This window comes from Kitasatospora sp. NPDC028961, assembly GCF_055564815.1.
This window is the reverse complement of sequence record NZ_JBVHVO010000011.1, coordinates 45,483-62,166: the sequence shown is the minus strand read 5'-3', so window position 1 is coordinate 62,166 and position 16,684 is coordinate 45,483. Positions and strand designations below refer to the sequence as shown.

The 16,684-nt window shown below is 75.3% G+C and carries 10 protein-coding genes and 1 tRNA gene; 5 read left to right on the top strand and 6 right to left on the bottom strand.

What is annotated here, in order from left to right; translation table 11 throughout:
• Positions 1-98: 98 nt before the first annotated feature.
• From ACZ4UX_RS20895 to ACZ4UX_RS20880, 4 genes are read left to right on the top strand one after another with little or no spacing between them, the layout of a single operon-like run.
• Positions 99-3,842 (top strand): tubulin-like doman-containing protein, encoded by a 3,744-nt coding sequence (locus tag ACZ4UX_RS20895; protein ID WP_465707757.1) that lies wholly within the window; start codon positions 99-101, stop codon positions 3,840-3,842.
• Entirely contained in the window at positions 3,839-6,373 is a 2,535-nt protein-coding gene (locus ACZ4UX_RS20890; RefSeq protein ID WP_465707756.1) for a hypothetical protein, read from the top strand. The genes ACZ4UX_RS20895 and ACZ4UX_RS20890 overlap by 4 nt, the downstream gene beginning before the upstream one ends.
• Positions 6,370-8,499 (top strand): hypothetical protein, encoded by a 2,130-nt coding sequence (locus ACZ4UX_RS20885; protein WP_465707755.1) that lies wholly within the window; start codon positions 6,370-6,372, stop codon positions 8,497-8,499. Before ACZ4UX_RS20890 ends, ACZ4UX_RS20885 begins: the two co-directional genes overlap by 4 nt.
• Entirely contained in the window at positions 8,496-10,301 is a 1,806-nt protein-coding gene (locus ACZ4UX_RS20880; RefSeq protein WP_465707754.1) for a hypothetical protein, read from the top strand. Before ACZ4UX_RS20885 ends, ACZ4UX_RS20880 begins: the two co-directional genes overlap by 4 nt.
• Positions 10,302-10,478: 177 nt before the next feature.
• Here ACZ4UX_RS20880 and ACZ4UX_RS20875 read toward each other — a convergent pair whose 3' ends face one another.
• Complete coding sequence (locus tag ACZ4UX_RS20875; protein WP_465707753.1) at positions 10,479-10,883, bottom strand: winged helix-turn-helix transcriptional regulator; 405 nt, start codon at positions 10,881-10,883, stop codon at positions 10,479-10,481.
• A gap of 53 nt (positions 10,884-10,936) precedes the next feature.
• On the opposite strand from ACZ4UX_RS20875, the gene ACZ4UX_RS20870 reads away from it, so the two are divergent.
• On the top strand, positions 10,937-11,824 hold the full coding sequence (locus ACZ4UX_RS20870; protein ID WP_465707752.1) for an NAD(P)-dependent oxidoreductase: 888 nt from the start codon (positions 10,937-10,939) through the stop codon (positions 11,822-11,824).
• A gap of 134 nt (positions 11,825-11,958) precedes the next feature.
• Here ACZ4UX_RS20870 and ACZ4UX_RS20865 read toward each other — a convergent pair.
• The 5 genes from ACZ4UX_RS20865 to ACZ4UX_RS20845 form a co-directional block, all read right to left on the bottom strand.
• A tRNA-Pro gene (locus ACZ4UX_RS20865) sits at positions 11,959-12,032 on the bottom strand.
• A 132-nt stretch (positions 12,033-12,164) separates the two neighbouring features.
• Positions 12,165-13,463, bottom strand: a complete 1,299-nt coding sequence (locus tag ACZ4UX_RS20860; protein ID WP_465707751.1) for an MFS transporter — start codon at positions 13,461-13,463, stop codon at positions 12,165-12,167.
• Positions 13,464-13,773: 310 nt separating this feature from the next.
• The gene (locus ACZ4UX_RS20855; protein ID WP_465707750.1) at positions 13,774-14,562 is read right to left on the bottom strand and encodes a DUF1684 domain-containing protein; all 789 of its coding nucleotides are present in this window, start codon (positions 14,560-14,562) and stop codon (positions 13,774-13,776) included.
• 183 nt (positions 14,563-14,745) lie between these two features.
• Positions 14,746-15,606: an acyl-CoA thioesterase gene (locus tag ACZ4UX_RS20850; protein WP_352297673.1), complete on the bottom strand. Its 861-nt coding sequence runs from the start codon at positions 15,604-15,606 to the stop codon at positions 14,746-14,748.
• 322 nt (positions 15,607-15,928) lie between these two features.
• Entirely contained in the window at positions 15,929-16,537 is a 609-nt protein-coding gene (locus ACZ4UX_RS20845; protein ID WP_465707749.1) for an alpha-ketoglutarate-dependent dioxygenase AlkB, read from the bottom strand.
• Positions 16,538-16,684 lie beyond the last annotated feature (147 nt).

Genomic DNA, 16,684 nt, shown 5'->3' with positions numbered 1-16,684 from the left:
CACGCCGACCCCGACCCACGCCCGACCCACGCACGTCCACCTCGCCCCACCCCACACCCGAACCGGCCGCACCGCGCGGCCGGATGGAGGCGGAACACATGAAGATCTTCCAGCCGATGCTCTTCGTCGGCCTGGGCGGCACCGGCGGCCTCGTCGGCGCCGAGCTGGACCGGCGGCTGCGCGCCGAACTCTGCGGGCCGGACGGCACGGCGCTGACCGGCCTCGGCGCCATGGCCCCCTACCAGCTGCCGGACTGCCTGCAGTTCGTCTACGCCGACTTCAGCGAGACCGACCTGTCGAGGCTGCCGCACGCCTCCGCCGCCCCGGCGCTGCGTCCCGTCTTCAGCCGCACCTCGCGCTCCACCCACGACCTGCTGCCGAACTTCGACAGTTCGCCCGACGTCACCAAGATGCTGCGGGCCAGCCTGCCCGACGAGACGGCCGCCTGGCTGCCGCCCCGCAACAACGAGCCGCGGGTCGTACCGCTGAAGAACGGCGCCGGCCAGCTGCCCACCGTCGGCCGCGCCGGGCTGTTCGGCACCCTCCGCGGCGGGCTGGACCCGGTCCTGGAACCGCTGATGCAGGCCATCGACGCGCTCGCCCGCTCCGGCGGGGTGCTCAGCCAGCTCGGCGGCGGCCCGGTCTCCGGCTGCGACGTCTTCGTGGCGTTCTCCGTCGCGGGCGGCACCGGCGCCGGGATCTTCCTGGACTACCTGTACCTGATCAACCACGCCTTCCGGGAGAAGGGCTTCGACGGCGTCAAGATCTACCCGCTGGTGGTGATGCCCTCCGCGTTCCCGGCGGCGAGCGGCGGCGGCCGGGAGGCGGAGCTCAACTCGGCCCGCGCCCTGGTCGACCTCTTCCGCCTGGTCGACGAGCAGAACGCCCCGGTCGAGGGAGCCGAACTCGGCGACCTGGACGAGGACCTGACGCTGCGCGTGCGCTACCCGCACACCCCCCCGATCCGGCTGCGCACCGGCATCCTGCCGACGGCCTTCCTGTTCAACCGCACCGCCGGCATCCGGCCGGACGACCTGCGCCGCTCGATGGTGTCGCTGGTGATGTCGCTGATCGGCACCGAGCTCGGCGACGGCCGCACCGCCCGCACCCGGGCCGACGACGACTACCAGACCTTCGCCGCGAGCTTCATCAACCGCGGCACGCAGCGCGCCGCCACCGCGCCGTCCGGCATCGGCCGCCGCGGCGTCTCCACCAGCCTGGTCGCCTCGATGACCGCCCCGGTGGACGAACTGGCCTCGCTCGTCTCCGGCCGCATCCTGCGCGCCTCCGTCCAGCAGCTCGACGACCGCACGCACCGCCCGGGCCACTCCGCCGAGGAGCTGGTGAAGCAGATGTTCACCGACTCCGGCCTGGAGGAGCTCCTGCTGCGGCCCGCCCTGGAGATCCAGCCGCCGTCCCCCGAGCCGCGCGGCAGCTCGGCCATCGAGGCCGGGCTGGCCGCCCGGCTCGGCGACATGCAGTCCGAACTCGCCAACCTGGCCCGGCAGGTGGCGGTCCGCACGGCCGAGATGGCCAAGGACTTCGCACCCCGCAGGGCGGTGGACCGGCTGCTGGCGAAGGTCGACCCGTTCACCGTGCAGCGGATCGTGCGGGGCGTGCCGCAGGACGGCAACGACCTCGCCCGCCTCGGCTTCCTCGGCCTGCTCGACCAGCGCACCCACACGCCCCCGCTGCCGCCGGGCACCCGGGAGCAGCCGCCGTCCGCCCCGAGGATCCGGCGCCGCATGGGCGGGCTCGCCCAGCCGCGCTGGGGCGACGACGAGGTCCAGGCCGTGCTGCGGGCCCAGGACGCCTGGTACCGCTGGCGCAGCCGGCAGCTGTGGCACGAGGGCTGGAAGAGCCAGCAGCAGCGCTGGGAGCCGACCGCCCGCGCGCTGGAGGCCGAGGTCGGCCGGCTCGCCACGGCCTTCCGCAACCACGCCCGGGACGAGCCGAGGGCGTTCGCCGAGCAGTCCCAGACGCTCTACGAGGACCGCACCGGCGTCTCCTACCTGCTGCCGCCGCAGCGCGACCTCAAGCACTTCTACGACGACCTGGTGACCCGCCTCACCGCGCGCGAGGGCCTGCCCGAGACCGAGGACGAGGCCGCGCTGCTGATGCGCCTGGTCGGCGGCGAGGAGTGGCGCTCCGCCAACGCGCTCAGCCGGCGCAACCCCGGCAACGCGGTCGGCGAGGTGAAGACCGCCGTGGAGGCGGGCGTCAAGCGGCTCTTCGCGGAGAGCGGCGAGCAGCTGGAGGAGCGCCCGCTGCTGCCCGCCATGGGGGTGCTGCTGGCCGCGGCGGCCGGGAGCACGGAGGACGCCGAGCAGGTCAGCAAGGAGGCGCTGGAGCAGTTCGGCCGCAAGCTGGCCGGGCTGCTGCCGGCCGGGTTCGTGCCCGAGGGCACCGGCCCGCTCAAGGCCCTGGTGACCTACCCGCGGGTGAAGTCCGCGGACGAGGTGGAGGACTTCCTGCGCAAGGCGCTGCGGCTGCCGAAGGACGCCCGGGCGGAGTTCCGGGGCGTCGAGACGCAGTCGATCACGGTCGTGCTGTTCCGCAGCGAGATGAGCCTCACCCAGGTGCCGGAGGCCCGCAAGATGCTGCGCCAGTGGGCCAAGGCGAAGGAGAACGAGCAGAGCGACGACGTCCTGCGCTGGCGCCAGCGGCTCGGCCACCGCGACGACTGGCTGGTCTCCACCGAGGCCGACCGCCGGCTCATCCTGCACCGGCTGCTCAGCCTGCTCTGGAACGGACAGGTGGACGTGCTGGAGGGGCCGGAGGACTCCCCGCACCTGATCCGGCTGCGGCTGTTCCGCGACCGCGGCGTGGACGTGCCGGGCGTGCGGCTGCGGCTCGGCGAGCAGCAGAACGGGGTCTCCAGCTGGGCCGAGCTGCTGCGCGCCTACGAGCGCTGGACGGTGCTGGACGACGAACGGACGGTCGAGGACTACTGCAGCCGGCTGATGGCGGCCCGCCCGGCGGGGCTGACCCGCTCCGCCAGCCGGCCGGACCCGCTGTTCGTCCGGCTGGTCGAGCAGATCGCCCCGCAGCAGCTGCGGATGCTCCGGTCCCGCCGGGAGATCGGCGGGGAGCGGGTCGACGGCTGGTTCCGCCCGCTCTGGCAGTTCTGGGCGGACACCCTGCCGGCCGCGCTGAAGCTGGAGTTCGGCGACCAGCGGGCCGTCCAGCCGAACCTGGAGACGCTGCTGGACGTCATCCAGCGCGGGGAGCTGTCCCCGCGCGCCGTCGAGGACACCGAGGAGGACGCGTACGGCACCCGCGTCCCGCCGGTGCGGGAGGAGGACGACTTCGGCACCGCCCGACCGGCCGACCGGCCCGACGGCCGGGGCCGCGCTCGCACCTGGGAGCCCGCCCCGAAGCGCACCGGCGGCGAGCGGGACCCGTACGACGACGACCGCCACGGCACCGCCGGCGGGGAGCGGGACCCGTACGAGGACCGGGCCGACCGCGCCGACCGGGCCGGCGCCGCGTACGAGTCCCGCGCCGACCGGTCCGACCGGGCCGACCGCTCCGACCGCTCCGGGGCCGCGTACGACGACGACTGGACGAAGCCCTCCCCCCGGCCGGCGGACCGGCGGGAGGAGCCCGCCCCGGACACCGGGTTCATGGGACACCCCGACCGGGACACCGGGTGGGACACCGACCGGAGCGCCGACCGTGGCAGCGACCGGGACACCGGGTGGGACACCGACCGCAGCACCGACCGGAGCGCCGCCCGGGGCGAACCCCCGCGGGAGTTCCCCGACGAGCCGCGCTCCACCTCGTGGTGGGACGAGCCGGGCGAGCCGGGCACGGAGCGCCGGGGCGGTGAGCCCGCTTGAGCACTCCCCTGTCGCAGTCCGCGCCGGTCGTCCACCTCGATCTGCGCACCGCCGAACTCGCCGGCGAGGACCCCGCCGTGCTGCGGGCGGCCGTCTCGGCCCGGCTCGCGGCGCAGGGCCTGGTCCAACCGCACGACCAGCGCTTCCTGGTGGTCGACACCCCCGCCGGGCTGGACGAGCACCGCACCCGGTTCGAGCAGATCATGGGCTACCGCACGCCCGGCCGGGTGCGGGTGCTCTGCCTCCTGGTCGGCGGGCTCCCGGCCCGCTCCGACGAGGACCTCCCGGCGGAGCGCCGGCTGGTGCGCCCCGCCACCCTGCGCGCCCCCGAGGCGGGCCTGCTCTGGGCCGGCGACCTCCAGGCCGGTCACGGCGCCGCCGACCAGGCCGGGCCCGCCGACCCGCAGGCCCTGGCCGTCCTGGTCGACGTCCTCGCGATGCCCGAACTGTTCGACGAGACACTGGAGCTGCTCGGCTCGCTGCCCGACGGCGTGGCCGCCCCGGCCCTGCGCGTCCTGGAGCACGGCCTCTCCCCCGAGGTCCGCGGCCAGGCCTGGAGCGAGGCGCTGCTCCGCTTCGCCGGCTCGCACACCTCCGGTCCGACCGTCCTGGCCGGCGCCACCCTGCCCACCACCCTCGCCGGTCTGGTCGCCGGTTCCACCACCGGCACCCCGGGGCGGCCGGTCGACGGCGGCGAGACCTCCCGGGTGCGCCACGAGGTCGTCGACGCGCTGTCGGACGCCGAGGCCGAACTGGTCACCCTCGGCAGCCCGGCCGGGCTCGTCAACGGGGCCGGCCACCGTGAGCTGGAGTCCGCGCTCGACCGGGCCCGGTCGGCGCTCGACCGCTACGGCAGTCTGATCGGCAAGGTGCTGCGCAGCGACGGCGGCACCGTCGGCGCGCAGTCCGCGGCCGAGTCCGCGACCAGGCTCGCCCGGCTGGGCGTCGCCGTGGATCCCGCCACCACCACCGGCGAGCAGATCGGCGAGAGCCTGCGCAGCCTCGCCCTCGGGCTGCTGCGCGACGGCCTGTCGCTGCGCTCGGTGGAGCAGCAGTTGTCGCTGCTCGCCGAGCAGGTGCAGCCGCTCTCCAACGCCCCGCGGATCGCCGAACTGGACCGGCTGCGGGAGGCCGCGCCACCCGACCGTCCGCTGCCGCCCGACCCGCCCGGCTCCGGCGTGCTGGCCCTGACCGGGCTGGCCGGCGCGCTCGGCGGATTCTGGACCTGGCCGGCGCTGCCGGCCGCGCTCACCGTCCCGGTGCTGCTCGTGCTCGGCATGCTGCGGGCCGTCACCCGGCTGCCCGGCGGCCCGGGCCGGGCCTCCGACGCCGGCCGGTTCGGCGTGGCCGCCCTCCTCGGGGCCGCGGTGGCGGCCGCGGCCGCCGGCGCGGCCGGACTGCCGGTCTGGGCGGGCGCGCTCGGCCTGCCGGCCGGGCTCGGGCTCGGGGGCTGGCTGCTGCTGCGTACCTGGCACGACCACGCCCAGCGCTGGGGCCTGGAACGCGGGGTGACACCGCTGCAGGACGGACTGAACGGCCTGGACGAGCTCCTCGCCCGCGCCCTGCGCGAGTTCTGGGCCGTCGAGGAGCGCCGGTACTGCGCCGACGCGGCGCTGTCGGTGGTCGGGGTGCTCCGCGCCTCGGTCACCGCCGCCGAGGAGGAGGCCACCCGCGACCTCGGGGCCGACCCGCCCGAGGCCATGGCGGAGAGCGACGACGACTGGCTCGGCCGCACCGCCGACGACGATCCCGGGAACGACGCGTCCACCCCGTACAGGGGGGACGACGGGGACGACCGGTACGACGAACCGGACGAATCCGACGAGTACGACTGGACCAGCGTCCCCTCCGGAGGCGGCACCGAGCGGCGGGAGGAGGCCCGGACGGCCGACCCCTTCCGCCCGGCGGGGCCCCTGCCCGGCACCGCCCCCGCGGGCCCGCGCTGGCTGGAGCGCGGGGAGGCCAAGGGCGGTCCCGACCTGGTGCCGACCCTGGCCGGCGACCTCACGGACGCCACACTGACCGCCCTGGAGCCCTACTGGGGCGCGGTCGAGCGCGGCCACGCCGGCGACGCCGCCCAGGAGCGGATCGCCGAGCGGGTGCGCGAGCTTCTCGCGGTGGCCCGTGACCACCTGCGGCGCAACGACGTCCTGCCCGCCCCGCCGTTCGCCGCGCCGCACCGGGCCCGCAGCGGCCCGGCCGGGCTGCTCGGCATCGACATCCGCCGGGCCGCCGACGCGGCCGGCCCCGACCAGGACGGCCAGGGCCTGCTGCAGCTGAACTCGGCCGAGCAGTTGGACCTGCTCAGCCGCAACCCCGACGCCGTCGCCCTGATCCGGTTCGCCCCGGAGGCCGCCCAGGACGGCTCCGGCGGGCACCGGACCTCGCCCGGCCGACCCGAGGTCCGGGACGTCCGGACGGCGGCCGGCCGCTACGCCGGGCAGCTGCGGCTCACCGCGCTGCGGGCCGGCGTCGTCGAGACCGTCCGGCAGCGGCACGTCTCGCTGCCCGAGGAGGAGGAGCAGTGGTGAGCACCACCGGGCCCGTCCGGCTGCGGAGCCCCGGCGACCCCGGCCGCCCCAAGGGCGTCGACCTGCCCTACCTGACGCCCGCCGGGCGACGCCTGCTCGCCACCGCGAGGTTCGGCCCCGACCCGACCGGGCCGGTGGTCCGCGACGCCCCCCTGATGCGGAACACCCTGCTCGACGGCACGGTCAAGTGCGTGCAGGTCCGGGCGGCGGCGCCCCCCGGCACAGGGGTCACGGACGCCGCCCGCGACGCGCTCGACACCGAGGCGGCGACCGCCCTGCGGCTGCACCGCACGTTCGGGGACACCGAGTTCGCCCGGCTCTTCCCCGTGGTGATCGGCTACGACCTGGACGTCGCCGAGCCGTTCGTGCTCTACCGGCCGCCGCGCGGCACCCCGGCCGAGCGGCTGCACGGCCTCGCGGTCACCCAGCTGCGCACCGTCGAACGGGACCTCGTCGACGCCACCGCCCTGCTCGCCGAACTCGGCCTCGTCCACCACGGCATCACCCCCGCCGCCGTCCGCTGGGACGGCCGGGCCGTCCAGCTGTGGGGCCTGGACGCGGTGGCCCACACAGGGCGGCCGCGCACCCCGCGCGGCCCCGCGCCGTACGCCTCGCCGGAGGTGCGCGGCGGCACCGGGCACACCGACCCGCGGGACGCCCTCTGGAGCACCGCCCAGGTGATGTACCGCCTGGTCACCGGGCGGCCCGGCGACCCGGACCGGGAGCCCGCCGACCTCGCGGACCACCGCTCGCTCGCCCACACCATGCGGTCCTCCTTCGCCCCCCGCGCCGCCGACCGGCCCGCCCCGGCCGCGCTCCTCGGCCTGCTCGCGCCCGACCGGCGCCCGGGCGCGGGCCGCACCGCCGGCGGCGACGGCCTCGGCCGGCACCGCGCCGAGTTCGACCGGGCCGTCGCCCTCAAGCACCCCGGCGACACCGGGCTGCCCGGGTACGCCGCGCTCCCCGGGTACGGCGCCCCGGCGGCCGCCGACCAGGACGCGACGGCCGGCCCGGACGGCGCGCCGTACGGGTACCCGGCCGCCGACCCCGGCGGCGTGCTCTGCCCCTACTGCCTGGAACCCATCCGGTTCGACCCGAACGCCCTCTACGTGCCCGACGCCGTCCAGGACCTCCAGCCCTACCGGTTCGCCGACCAGCAGAACCCGCGGGTGCTCGCCGACGAGCTGCGCGGCGCCTTCCAGCTCTGCGAGGGCGGTCCGGCGACGCCGCCGCACCACATCCCCGTCCCCTACCTGACCCACGGGCGTCCGCTGACCGTCGCCATGATCGGCCAGTCGAACACCGGGAAGAGCCACCTGCTGACCCAGATGATCGCCGAGATCGCCGACGACCGGCTGAAGCCCTACGGCGTCAGCTGGCAGTCCGTCAACCCGGAGCAGCACGCCAGCTTCCTCAACGACCGCGTGGTGCCGCTGCGCGACGGCAACGTGCTCGCCCACACCGCCGGGCTCGGCGCCGGCGACTCCGCCCGCTTCGTGGAGTCGCTGCTGATCACCGACGCCCGCGGCCGGGTCCGCCCGCTGGCCTTCTTCGACCTCGCCGGCGAGGACCTCCTGCGCACCGACGCGCTGCTGCGGTTCCTCCTCGGCATCGACGCCCTGGTCTTCGTCGTCGACCCCACCCTCGCCATGCCGCTGCCGCAGCTCGACGAGATCCGCACCGCGCTCGGCCTGCACGTCAACCGGGACGGGGACCCGGCGTTCGCCACCGCCCTGGACCGCATCCCCCGCAACGGCCCGTACCTCACCGTCCCCTCGGCGGTCGTGGTCGCCAAGGCCGACCTGCTGCGCTCCGAGCCCCCCGTGGACCGCTGGCTGACCGAGCCCGGCCACCTTCCGCTGAGCCGCCGACGGCTCTTTGAGGAGAGCCGCGACGTGTACGCGCTGCTGCACCGCCACGCCGGGAAGGCCTGGCTGCGCCCCTTCGACACCGCCCTGCACTGCACCCTGCACATCTCCTCCGCCACCGGCGGGCGGCAGGAGGACAGCCGCTACCCGCGCGGCGTCCGGGCGCAGCGGGTGCTGGAGCCGCTGATCTCGCTGCTCGCCATGCACGGCATCATCGAGCTGGCCGACGGCCACGCCCCCGGGGAGGTGACCGGATGAGCGCCCCGGGCGCCACTGCTCCGGACAGCACCGTCGACCAGATCGTGTTCCGCTGGCAGGGCAATCTGGGGCGGCGCGGCTCCGGCATGGCCGCCGCCGCGTGGTCCTGCCCGCCGGAACGCGCCGACGAGCTGGCCCGCGAGCTCGCCCCGCTGCTCAGGGTGGACGGCGCGCTGCGCCCCAGCCTGGTCCGGACGGTCACCAAGCGCGGCGAGGCGGCGGTCATCCGGCGGTGGCCGACCGCCGACCTGGGCGGGCGGCCCAACACCGCCTGCCACCTGCTGCTCGGCCACCAGGATGTGCTCGGCGCCCGGCTCTCCCTGGCGCTGCGCGACTGGTCGTTCGGCACCAAGCGGTTCGCCGAGGAGGCCACCGACCGCTGCCCGCCCGTCTCCCGGGCCCTGCTGCGGGACAGCGCCGAACAGACCTGGGCCGACACCCCGGCCCGGATCGCCGGGGTGACCGACGCACTCACCGTCGCCACCGCGGCCCTGCTGCGCCGTCCTCGGCACCGCCTCTCCCTGCGCAGCGACGCCCTGCCGGGCTGGCCCGAGCGGAACCCGTCCGCCGCGGTGATCAGCGGCCTGCACGAGATCTTCGGCCACACCTGGCTCCAGCAGCCGTGGACCTTCGCGACCTACGACGTGACGGACCGCCACGACCTGCTGGTCACCTGGGTCGCCGACTGGGCGACCGACTCCGGGCAGCAGCAGCCCCGCTCCCGGGTGGACCCGCGCCGCCCCGAGGCCGACCTCGCCCACGAGCTGGCAGCCCGTCTGGTCGAACGCTGTCTGGAGACCACCGGCCGCCGGGCGGCCGGTCTGCCCGAACTGACCGGCGAGCTGCGGGACGCCGCGAGCTGGCCGGCCGAGGAGCGCCTACGGCGCCTCGCCCGCACCCTCGGCGTCCGAACGGCCAGACCGGATCCCGCCCCGGGCCCTGCCCCAGTCCCCGCCCCGGATCCCGCCCCGGGCCCTGCCCCAGTCCCCGCCCCGGATCCCGCCCCGGACCCCGACGACCAGCCCGTCTACGCCCCACCCGAGCGCCCCGTCCCGCCGGCGGTGCCGCCCACCGAAGAACTGCGCCGGGCCCTGCTCCGGCCCGGCTCGACCAATGACCTGCTGCCCTACCTGCTACGGCTGACCGACGGCATCGGCGACCGGCCCCTGCTCGACATCCTGCGCGAGGAGGACCTCCCGGACCCGGCCACCCGCCGCCTGCTGCTCGTCCTCCACCGCCGCAGCCCCCAGCGGCACCCGGAGGACGAACACCGCCTCTGCGCGGAGGTCCTGGACCAGCGGCTCTACCTCTACCGCACCGACCGGGGCCGGCCCGACCCGTCCGCCGAGTCCACCACCGAACTCGCCCGCCGCGCCGCCTGGCTGTTCCAGTGGGCCGTCACCCCGCACGTCCGCGACCGGCGCCACGCACCGGCCCTCGACGCCCTGCTGAGCGCGCTCCTCTACGAGGGCACCGCGGTCGAACACGAGCTGCTGCGCCACCTCGTCCCACCCCCCGGCGCCAAGGCCGCACCCCCCGACCTCCCACCCGAACTGTGGCAACGCCTCCTCCACGAACTCCCCCCCGGCACCCTCACCCCACCCACCGACCCGCCACGCCCCGCCGCCCCGCCTGACCCCCCACCACCCGACCGACGCCCCGCCCCACCCCCGGTCCCGTCCCCACCCCGCCGGCCCCCGCCGCCCCCACCCGACCCCCAGGGCCGGAACATCCTCATCCTCTGCGGCACCGTGGTCGGCCTGGTAGTCATCCTCGCGGCCGCGATCTACCTCATCCTCTGACCCACCCGCCCCCCGGCCGGAGCCCCCGTGCCGTCGCATCACACCCACTGCCACGTGCGAGGCCGCACGTGGCAGTGGCTGTGGTGCGACGCGCCCCTACCCGGTAGCCACCTTTTTGTGCGTACTGGGCAGCGAGACGCAGCGCGACAAGACTGGTCCCAGGGAAATGACAGCAAGTCAGAAAGCCGGCTGTTCGACCTGTTCGACCTGTCCGACCCGTTCCACCTGCTCGACCTGTTCCACCTGCTCGGCCGCCATCCGGTCGAGCCGCTCGTGGCCCAGGTCGGAGATCGGGCCGAGCGCGTCGGAGAGTCGGCGGCCGAAGTCGGTCAGGGAGTAGACCGTCTTCAGCGGAAGGACGTCGTACACCTCGCGGTGCACCAGGCCGTCGGACTCCATCTCGCGCAGGGCCTGGGTGAGGACCTTCTCACTGAGGCCGGGCAGCCGTCGGCGCAGTTCGGCGGGGCGCTGCGGGCCGGCCTCCAGCAACCAGAGCAGGGACGTCTTCCACTTGCCGTCGATCACGGCGACCACGGCGGTCACCCCGCACACGTTCGGGTTCACGGCCTGACCGCGCGTCATCTCTTTCCCCCGGAGTCGTCGCTGTCCACCACCATGTCTACAGGAGATGAAGTATGCCCACCAACCTCACCCGGCCCACCGTCACCGTGCTCGGACTCGGGCCGATGGGACGCGCCCTGGCCGGCGCCTTCCTGGACGCCGGCGTTCACACGACGGTCTGGAACCGCACCCCGGGCCGGGACGCCGCACTGGTCGCCCGGGGCGCCGTGAGCGCGACCACGCCCGAGGAGGCCGTGGCCGCGAGCGAGCTGACCGTCATCTGCGTGGTCAACTACGACGCCTCGGACGCCGTGCTGCACCGCGAGGAGGTGGAGGCCGCACTCAAGGGCCGGACGCTGGTCAACCTGACCGCCGACTCGCCGGACCGCGCCCGGGCCACGGCCGCCTGGGCGGCGCAGCACGGCATCGGGTACCTGGACGGCGCCATCATGACGCCGGCCCCGAGCATCGGCACCCCGGAGGCGGTCTTCATCCACAGCGGGCCCGCCGACCTCTACGAGCGGTACGCGCCGGTGCTGGCGGCGCTCGGCGGCACCCACACCCACCTCGGCGAGGAGATCGGCCGGGCGGCCGGCTTCGACATCGCGCTGCTGGACATCTTCTGGACGGCGATGGCCGGCTTCGTGCACGCGCTGGCGCTGGCCAAGGCCGAGGGCATCGCCGGGCGGGACCTGGCGCCGTTCGCCCAGGGAATCGGTGCGATCCTGCCCCCGCTGTTCGCCGAGTTCGCCGAGGACTTCGACAGCGGCAGCTACTCGGGCGCGATCAACCCGCTCACCTCGGCGGTCTCCTCCATGGCCCACGTCGTGCACACCGCCGAATCGCACGGCATCGAGTCCGGACTGATGCGCGCCGCCGAGGGCCTGGTCCGCCGCACCATAGCCCTCGGCCACGGCACCGACGGAGTAAGCCGCCTCGCCGAAATCCTCGGCCGCCGCTGACCCCAACCGGCAACGGCCCGGTCGCCGGCACCCACGACGACGGCACCACAATCGCCGACCACCTGTCGGCCGATCAACAAGAAAGGCCGTTGGCCTGGGATCGCTCCCAGGCCAACGGCCTTCCGACATCACTGTCGGGACGACAGGATTTGAACCTGCGACCCCTTGACCCCCAGTCAAGTGCGCTACCAAGCTGCGCCACGTCCCGTGGTCTCGGTGCCTTTGGCGGGGCCTGGGGGGCTCTGCTGTGGGGCTTCTCGACCTTGTCGCCGTTGTCCCGGCGACGTGGAAAACAATACAGCACGTCGGGGGGTGCTCGCTGCCAGGTATGGCGGTGGTGTCAGGGGGTCGGGTGGCGGGCGTCGTAGCGGAGGAAGGCGGGGCGGCGGGCGGCGAGCAGGGCGATGGCGGCGACGCAGGCCAGGCCGCCGCTGATGACGGAGGTGGCGGGGTTGGTGAGGGAGGCGACGGTGCCGGACTCGAAGTCGCCGAGGCGGGGGCCGCCGGCGACGACCACGATGAAGATGCCCTGGAGGCGGCCGCGCATCTCGTCGGGGGCCGCGACCTGCATCATCGTGTTGCGGAAGATCATGCTGACGGTGTCGGCGCAGCCGGCCACGGCGAGCAGGAGGAGGCCGAGCCAGAGGTTGTGGATCAGGCCGAAGGCGGCGATGGCAAGGCCCCAGGCGGCGACGGCGGCGAGGACGGCCACGCCCTGGCGGTTGACCCGGCCGACCCAGCCGGAGAACAGGGCGCCGGTCAGGGCGCCCACCGCGGGGGCGGCGACCAGCAGACCGACGGTGCGGGCGTCGCCGGCGTAGAAGGTGACCGCGATGGCGGGGAAGAGGGCTCGCGGCATACCGAAGATCATCGCGGCCAGGTCGGCCAGGAAGCTGGTGCGCAGGTTCGGCTGCTCCCGCAGGAAGCGCAGGCCGTCGAGGACGGAGGCGCGGCCGCGGCGGTCGCCGAGCGGGCGCATGGCGGGCAGGCGCCACATCGCGTACAGGGTGGCGGCGAAGGCCACGGTGTCGACGAGGTAAGCGGCCTGGGTGCCCCAGGCGCCGATGAGGACGCCGCCGAGCATGGGGCCGACGGTGAGGCCGAGGTTCATGCTGACGGTGTTCAGGGCGTTGGCGGCGGGGAGTTGGTGGCTCGGGACGAGGCGGGGGATCATCGCCGACCGGGCGGGCGAGCTCAGCGCGAAGAAGCCCGCCTGGACGGCGACGGCGGCGTAGAGGACGGCGACGAGGCCGAGCCCGGCGAAGGCCTGGGCGGCGAGGACGGCGGAGACCGCGGCGAGGCCGGCCGAGCCGATCAGGCCGAGCTTGCGCCGGTCCACGGTGTCGGCGATCGCGCCGCCGTAGAGGCCGAAGGCGACCAGCGGGAAGAGGGAGAAGAGCCCGACCAGGCCGGTGGCGAAGCTGGAGCCGGTCATGTCGTAGACCTGGACGGAGACGGCCACGGCGGTCATCTGCTGACCGATCGACGAGACCGCCTGCCCGAACCAGACCCGCCGGTAGTCGACGTTGTCGCGCAGCGGGCTGAGGTCGGCGAAGGCCTTGCGGTACCAGCGCGCGGACGAGGCGGGGAGCTCTGCCGAGGTGGCGGGGGGTTCGACGGACGTGGCGGGGGGCTTCACGGCCGGGGCCGGGGAGGGGCCACCCTCGGGGCCACCAGGGGTCGCGGCCGACCCCGGGGGCCCCGCGGGAACCGGGGACACGACGGGTACCCGGGGCACACCGGGTACCGGGGGCGCGGAGGCGGCCGCGGGCGGCGCGGCATCCGAATTGGCAGGATGATTGGTCGACACAGCCCCCCATATTCGACCTCCGCCCGTGCTCCCGGCCCACCGGGGTACCGGCCGAGCTGCCGCGGCCCCGCTGGGCTGGGCGGCCTCACCGGCCGGCCGCACCCCCGATGAGCGGCGGCAGCGACGGCAGTGGCGGCGGCTACCGGGTCAGGACCTGCTTCTCGCCCGCCTCGACCACGAAGTCCAGCCGGTTGCCCGGCGGCGGGAAGGGGCAGATGAAGTGGTCGGCGAAGGCGCACGGCGGCAGGTAGGCGCGGTTGAAGTCCAGAACCGTACGGCCGTCCGCGTCGGGCTCGGGAAGGCTGATGAAGCGGAAGCGGTAGGTGTCCGCGCCGCTGCTCGCGTCCGCGATGACCCCGCTCAGCCCGCGGCCCGCGCTGCCGACCGTCAGGGTGCGGTGCTCGCCCGCCACGGTGAAGGAGATCCGACCGGTGAGGGTCAGTGGGCGGTCCTTGCCGTCCGCGTTGGGGACGAGGACGGCCCGGGCCTCGCCCTCGAAGGGGGTGTAGACCGCCGGGACGGCCCATTCCGGCGAGTAGGGGTACGCGGAGATGCCGGCGAAGGACTGCCGCCCGGGCGAGGCCGGGTCGAAGACCCGCAGAGCGAGTTCACCCTCGCGCTCGATCGGGACGAGCAGCACGTCCCCAACCGAGGCGCTGTCCGCGGCCGGGTCGGTGTCCGGGCGGAGCAGCACCTCGCCGTCGACCGGGGCGGACGCGCCCGCGACGGTGATGCCCTCGGACGCCGTCGCCCGGAGCCGGACGCCCTCCGCGTCGGCCCACCAGCGGCCGGGCACGCCGGGTATCCCGGCGGGGTCCGGCTCCAGCCAGTGCGTGCCGGTGAGCGCCAGCTGGCCGTGGCGGGCGCTCACCGCCGCAGCGCGGCCCTCGCTCCAGTGCTTCCAGTCCTCCGCGGCTGTCGCCGTCATCGGTGTGCCCTCCCAGTCGGTCCGGGCCAGCCGGACTGTCCGCCGGGCACCGGGGCCCGGCGGACAGTCCGGCACCGCCCGTGCGGTGTCCGTCATCACGTCAACGTCGATCACCGGGGTGGATCATTCCCGGCAGGTCCGACGGGACGGACGGCGGGCCTCACCCGGGCGCCGAGGGGCGGGTCAGCCCTTCAGTGGCCGGAAGAGCCCCTCCTGCACCACGGACACGACCAGCTGCCCGTGGCGGTCGAAGATCTGCCCGCGCGCGAGACCGCGGGCGCCGTGGGCTATCGGGGACTCCTGCTGGTAGAGCAGCCAGTCGTCGGTCCGGAACGGTCTGTGGAACCACATCGCGTGGTCGAGCGAGGCCATGTCGAAGTGGCGCGTGCCCCAGAGCGGCTCGACGGGGGCGCGAACGGCGTCGAGCAGCGTCATGTCGCTCGCGTAGGTGAGCGCGCAGACGTGGATCAGCGGGTTGTCGGGCAGGGCGCCGTTGGTGCGCAGCCAGACACCGCTGCGGGCCTCGACGCCTGCCAGCTCCTCCTTGGTCCAGCGCAGCCGGTCGACGTAGCGGATGTCGAAGGGCTGGCGGCGGCTGATGAACGGGGGCAGCTCGCCGAGCCGGGACCCGACCTCCTCCAGAGCGCTCGGCAGGTCCTCGGGGGCGGCGACGGCGGGCATCGGGTACTGGTGCTCGATGCTGCCCTCCTCGGGGACGTGGAAGTCGGCGGTGAGGGCGAAGATCGAGCGGCCGCCCTGGATGGCGAGCACCCGGCGGGTGGTGAAGGAGCGGCCGTCCCGGATCCGGTCCACCTGGTAGACGATGGGCACGCCGGGCACGCCGGGGCGCAGGAAGTAGGCGTGCAGCGAATGGACGGGGCGGTCGCCGTCCACCGTGCGCCCCGCCGCCACCAGCGCCTGGCCCGCGACCTGGCCGCCGAACGTCCGCTGCAGCGCCTCCTCCGGGCTGCGCCCGCGGAAGATGTTCAGTTCGATCTGCTCAAGGTCCAGCAGCTCGACGAGTTCGTCGACAGGGGTACCCATGCGTGCGCTTCCTCTCCGGGTGACCGACCCGGACGGAGATGCCCGCCCGGCTGCCGACGCCCGTTCTATCGAATTCTCCCGCCCAGTCGAATCCTTCAGCGAGCCAGGGCATTCCCCTCGCCCCCGCACCCCTCCACCGATTCACTCGAACGAGGACCCATCGCTTCGAACACGCCGGCGTAGGAGCTCCGCCCGGCCACCGCGAGCACCGCAGACGGGCACCGCGAGCGCCGCAACCGGGCACCGCCGGCACCGCAAAGGGACACCGCGACCACCGCCCGGACGCCGAAGGCTCCGCACGCGGACGCCGACAGCGCCGCCGTCACAGACCCGACTGGCGGACGGTGATGTTGAGCCGGCCGGTCAGCCCGAGCGCCGGATCCGCCGTGCCGGGCAGCGTGCGCACCACCCCGTGGTACGCGAAGCGAGCCGGCCCGCCGAAGACCAGCAGGTCACCGCTGCGCAGTTCCAGGTCGGTCCACGGCCGGGTGCGGGTCCGGGTGTTGCCGAGCCGGAAGAGGCAGGTGTCGCCGAGGGAGAGCGAGACCACGGGCGCGTCCGTGCGCTCGTCGCGGTCCTGGTGCAGCCCCATCTTCGCGCCGTGCGGGTAGTGGTTGACGATCGCGATGTCCGGTTCGTACCCGGCGGCGCCCGCGATCGCGTCGACGGCCTCGCCGTACGCCGCGTCGACCGCGCCGCGGGCGAGCCGGGCGAGCTCCGGCGGGAACGCCTTGACCGGTGCGCCGTCGGCCGCGACGCGACGGTAGCCGTAGGGGTACCAGTCCCAGCCCAGGGCGACCATGCGGACCGACATCATGCCGCCGGTCGGCATCCGGACGGCGTGCATCCCGGCCGGCGGCCGGGCCCACTCCCGGCACGCGGCGACCAGGCGGAGCTGGGCTTCGGCGTCGAGCCAGCCGGGGACGAGCACCGCGCCGGGCGCCGGTTCGGACCGCCCGGGGACGGAAGCCCCGTCAGCGCCCGACCCGGCACCGGACCCGAGGTCACGACCGGCACCGGACCCCGGGACGCGACCGGCACCCGACCCGAGGTCGCGACCGGAGCCCGTACCGAACAG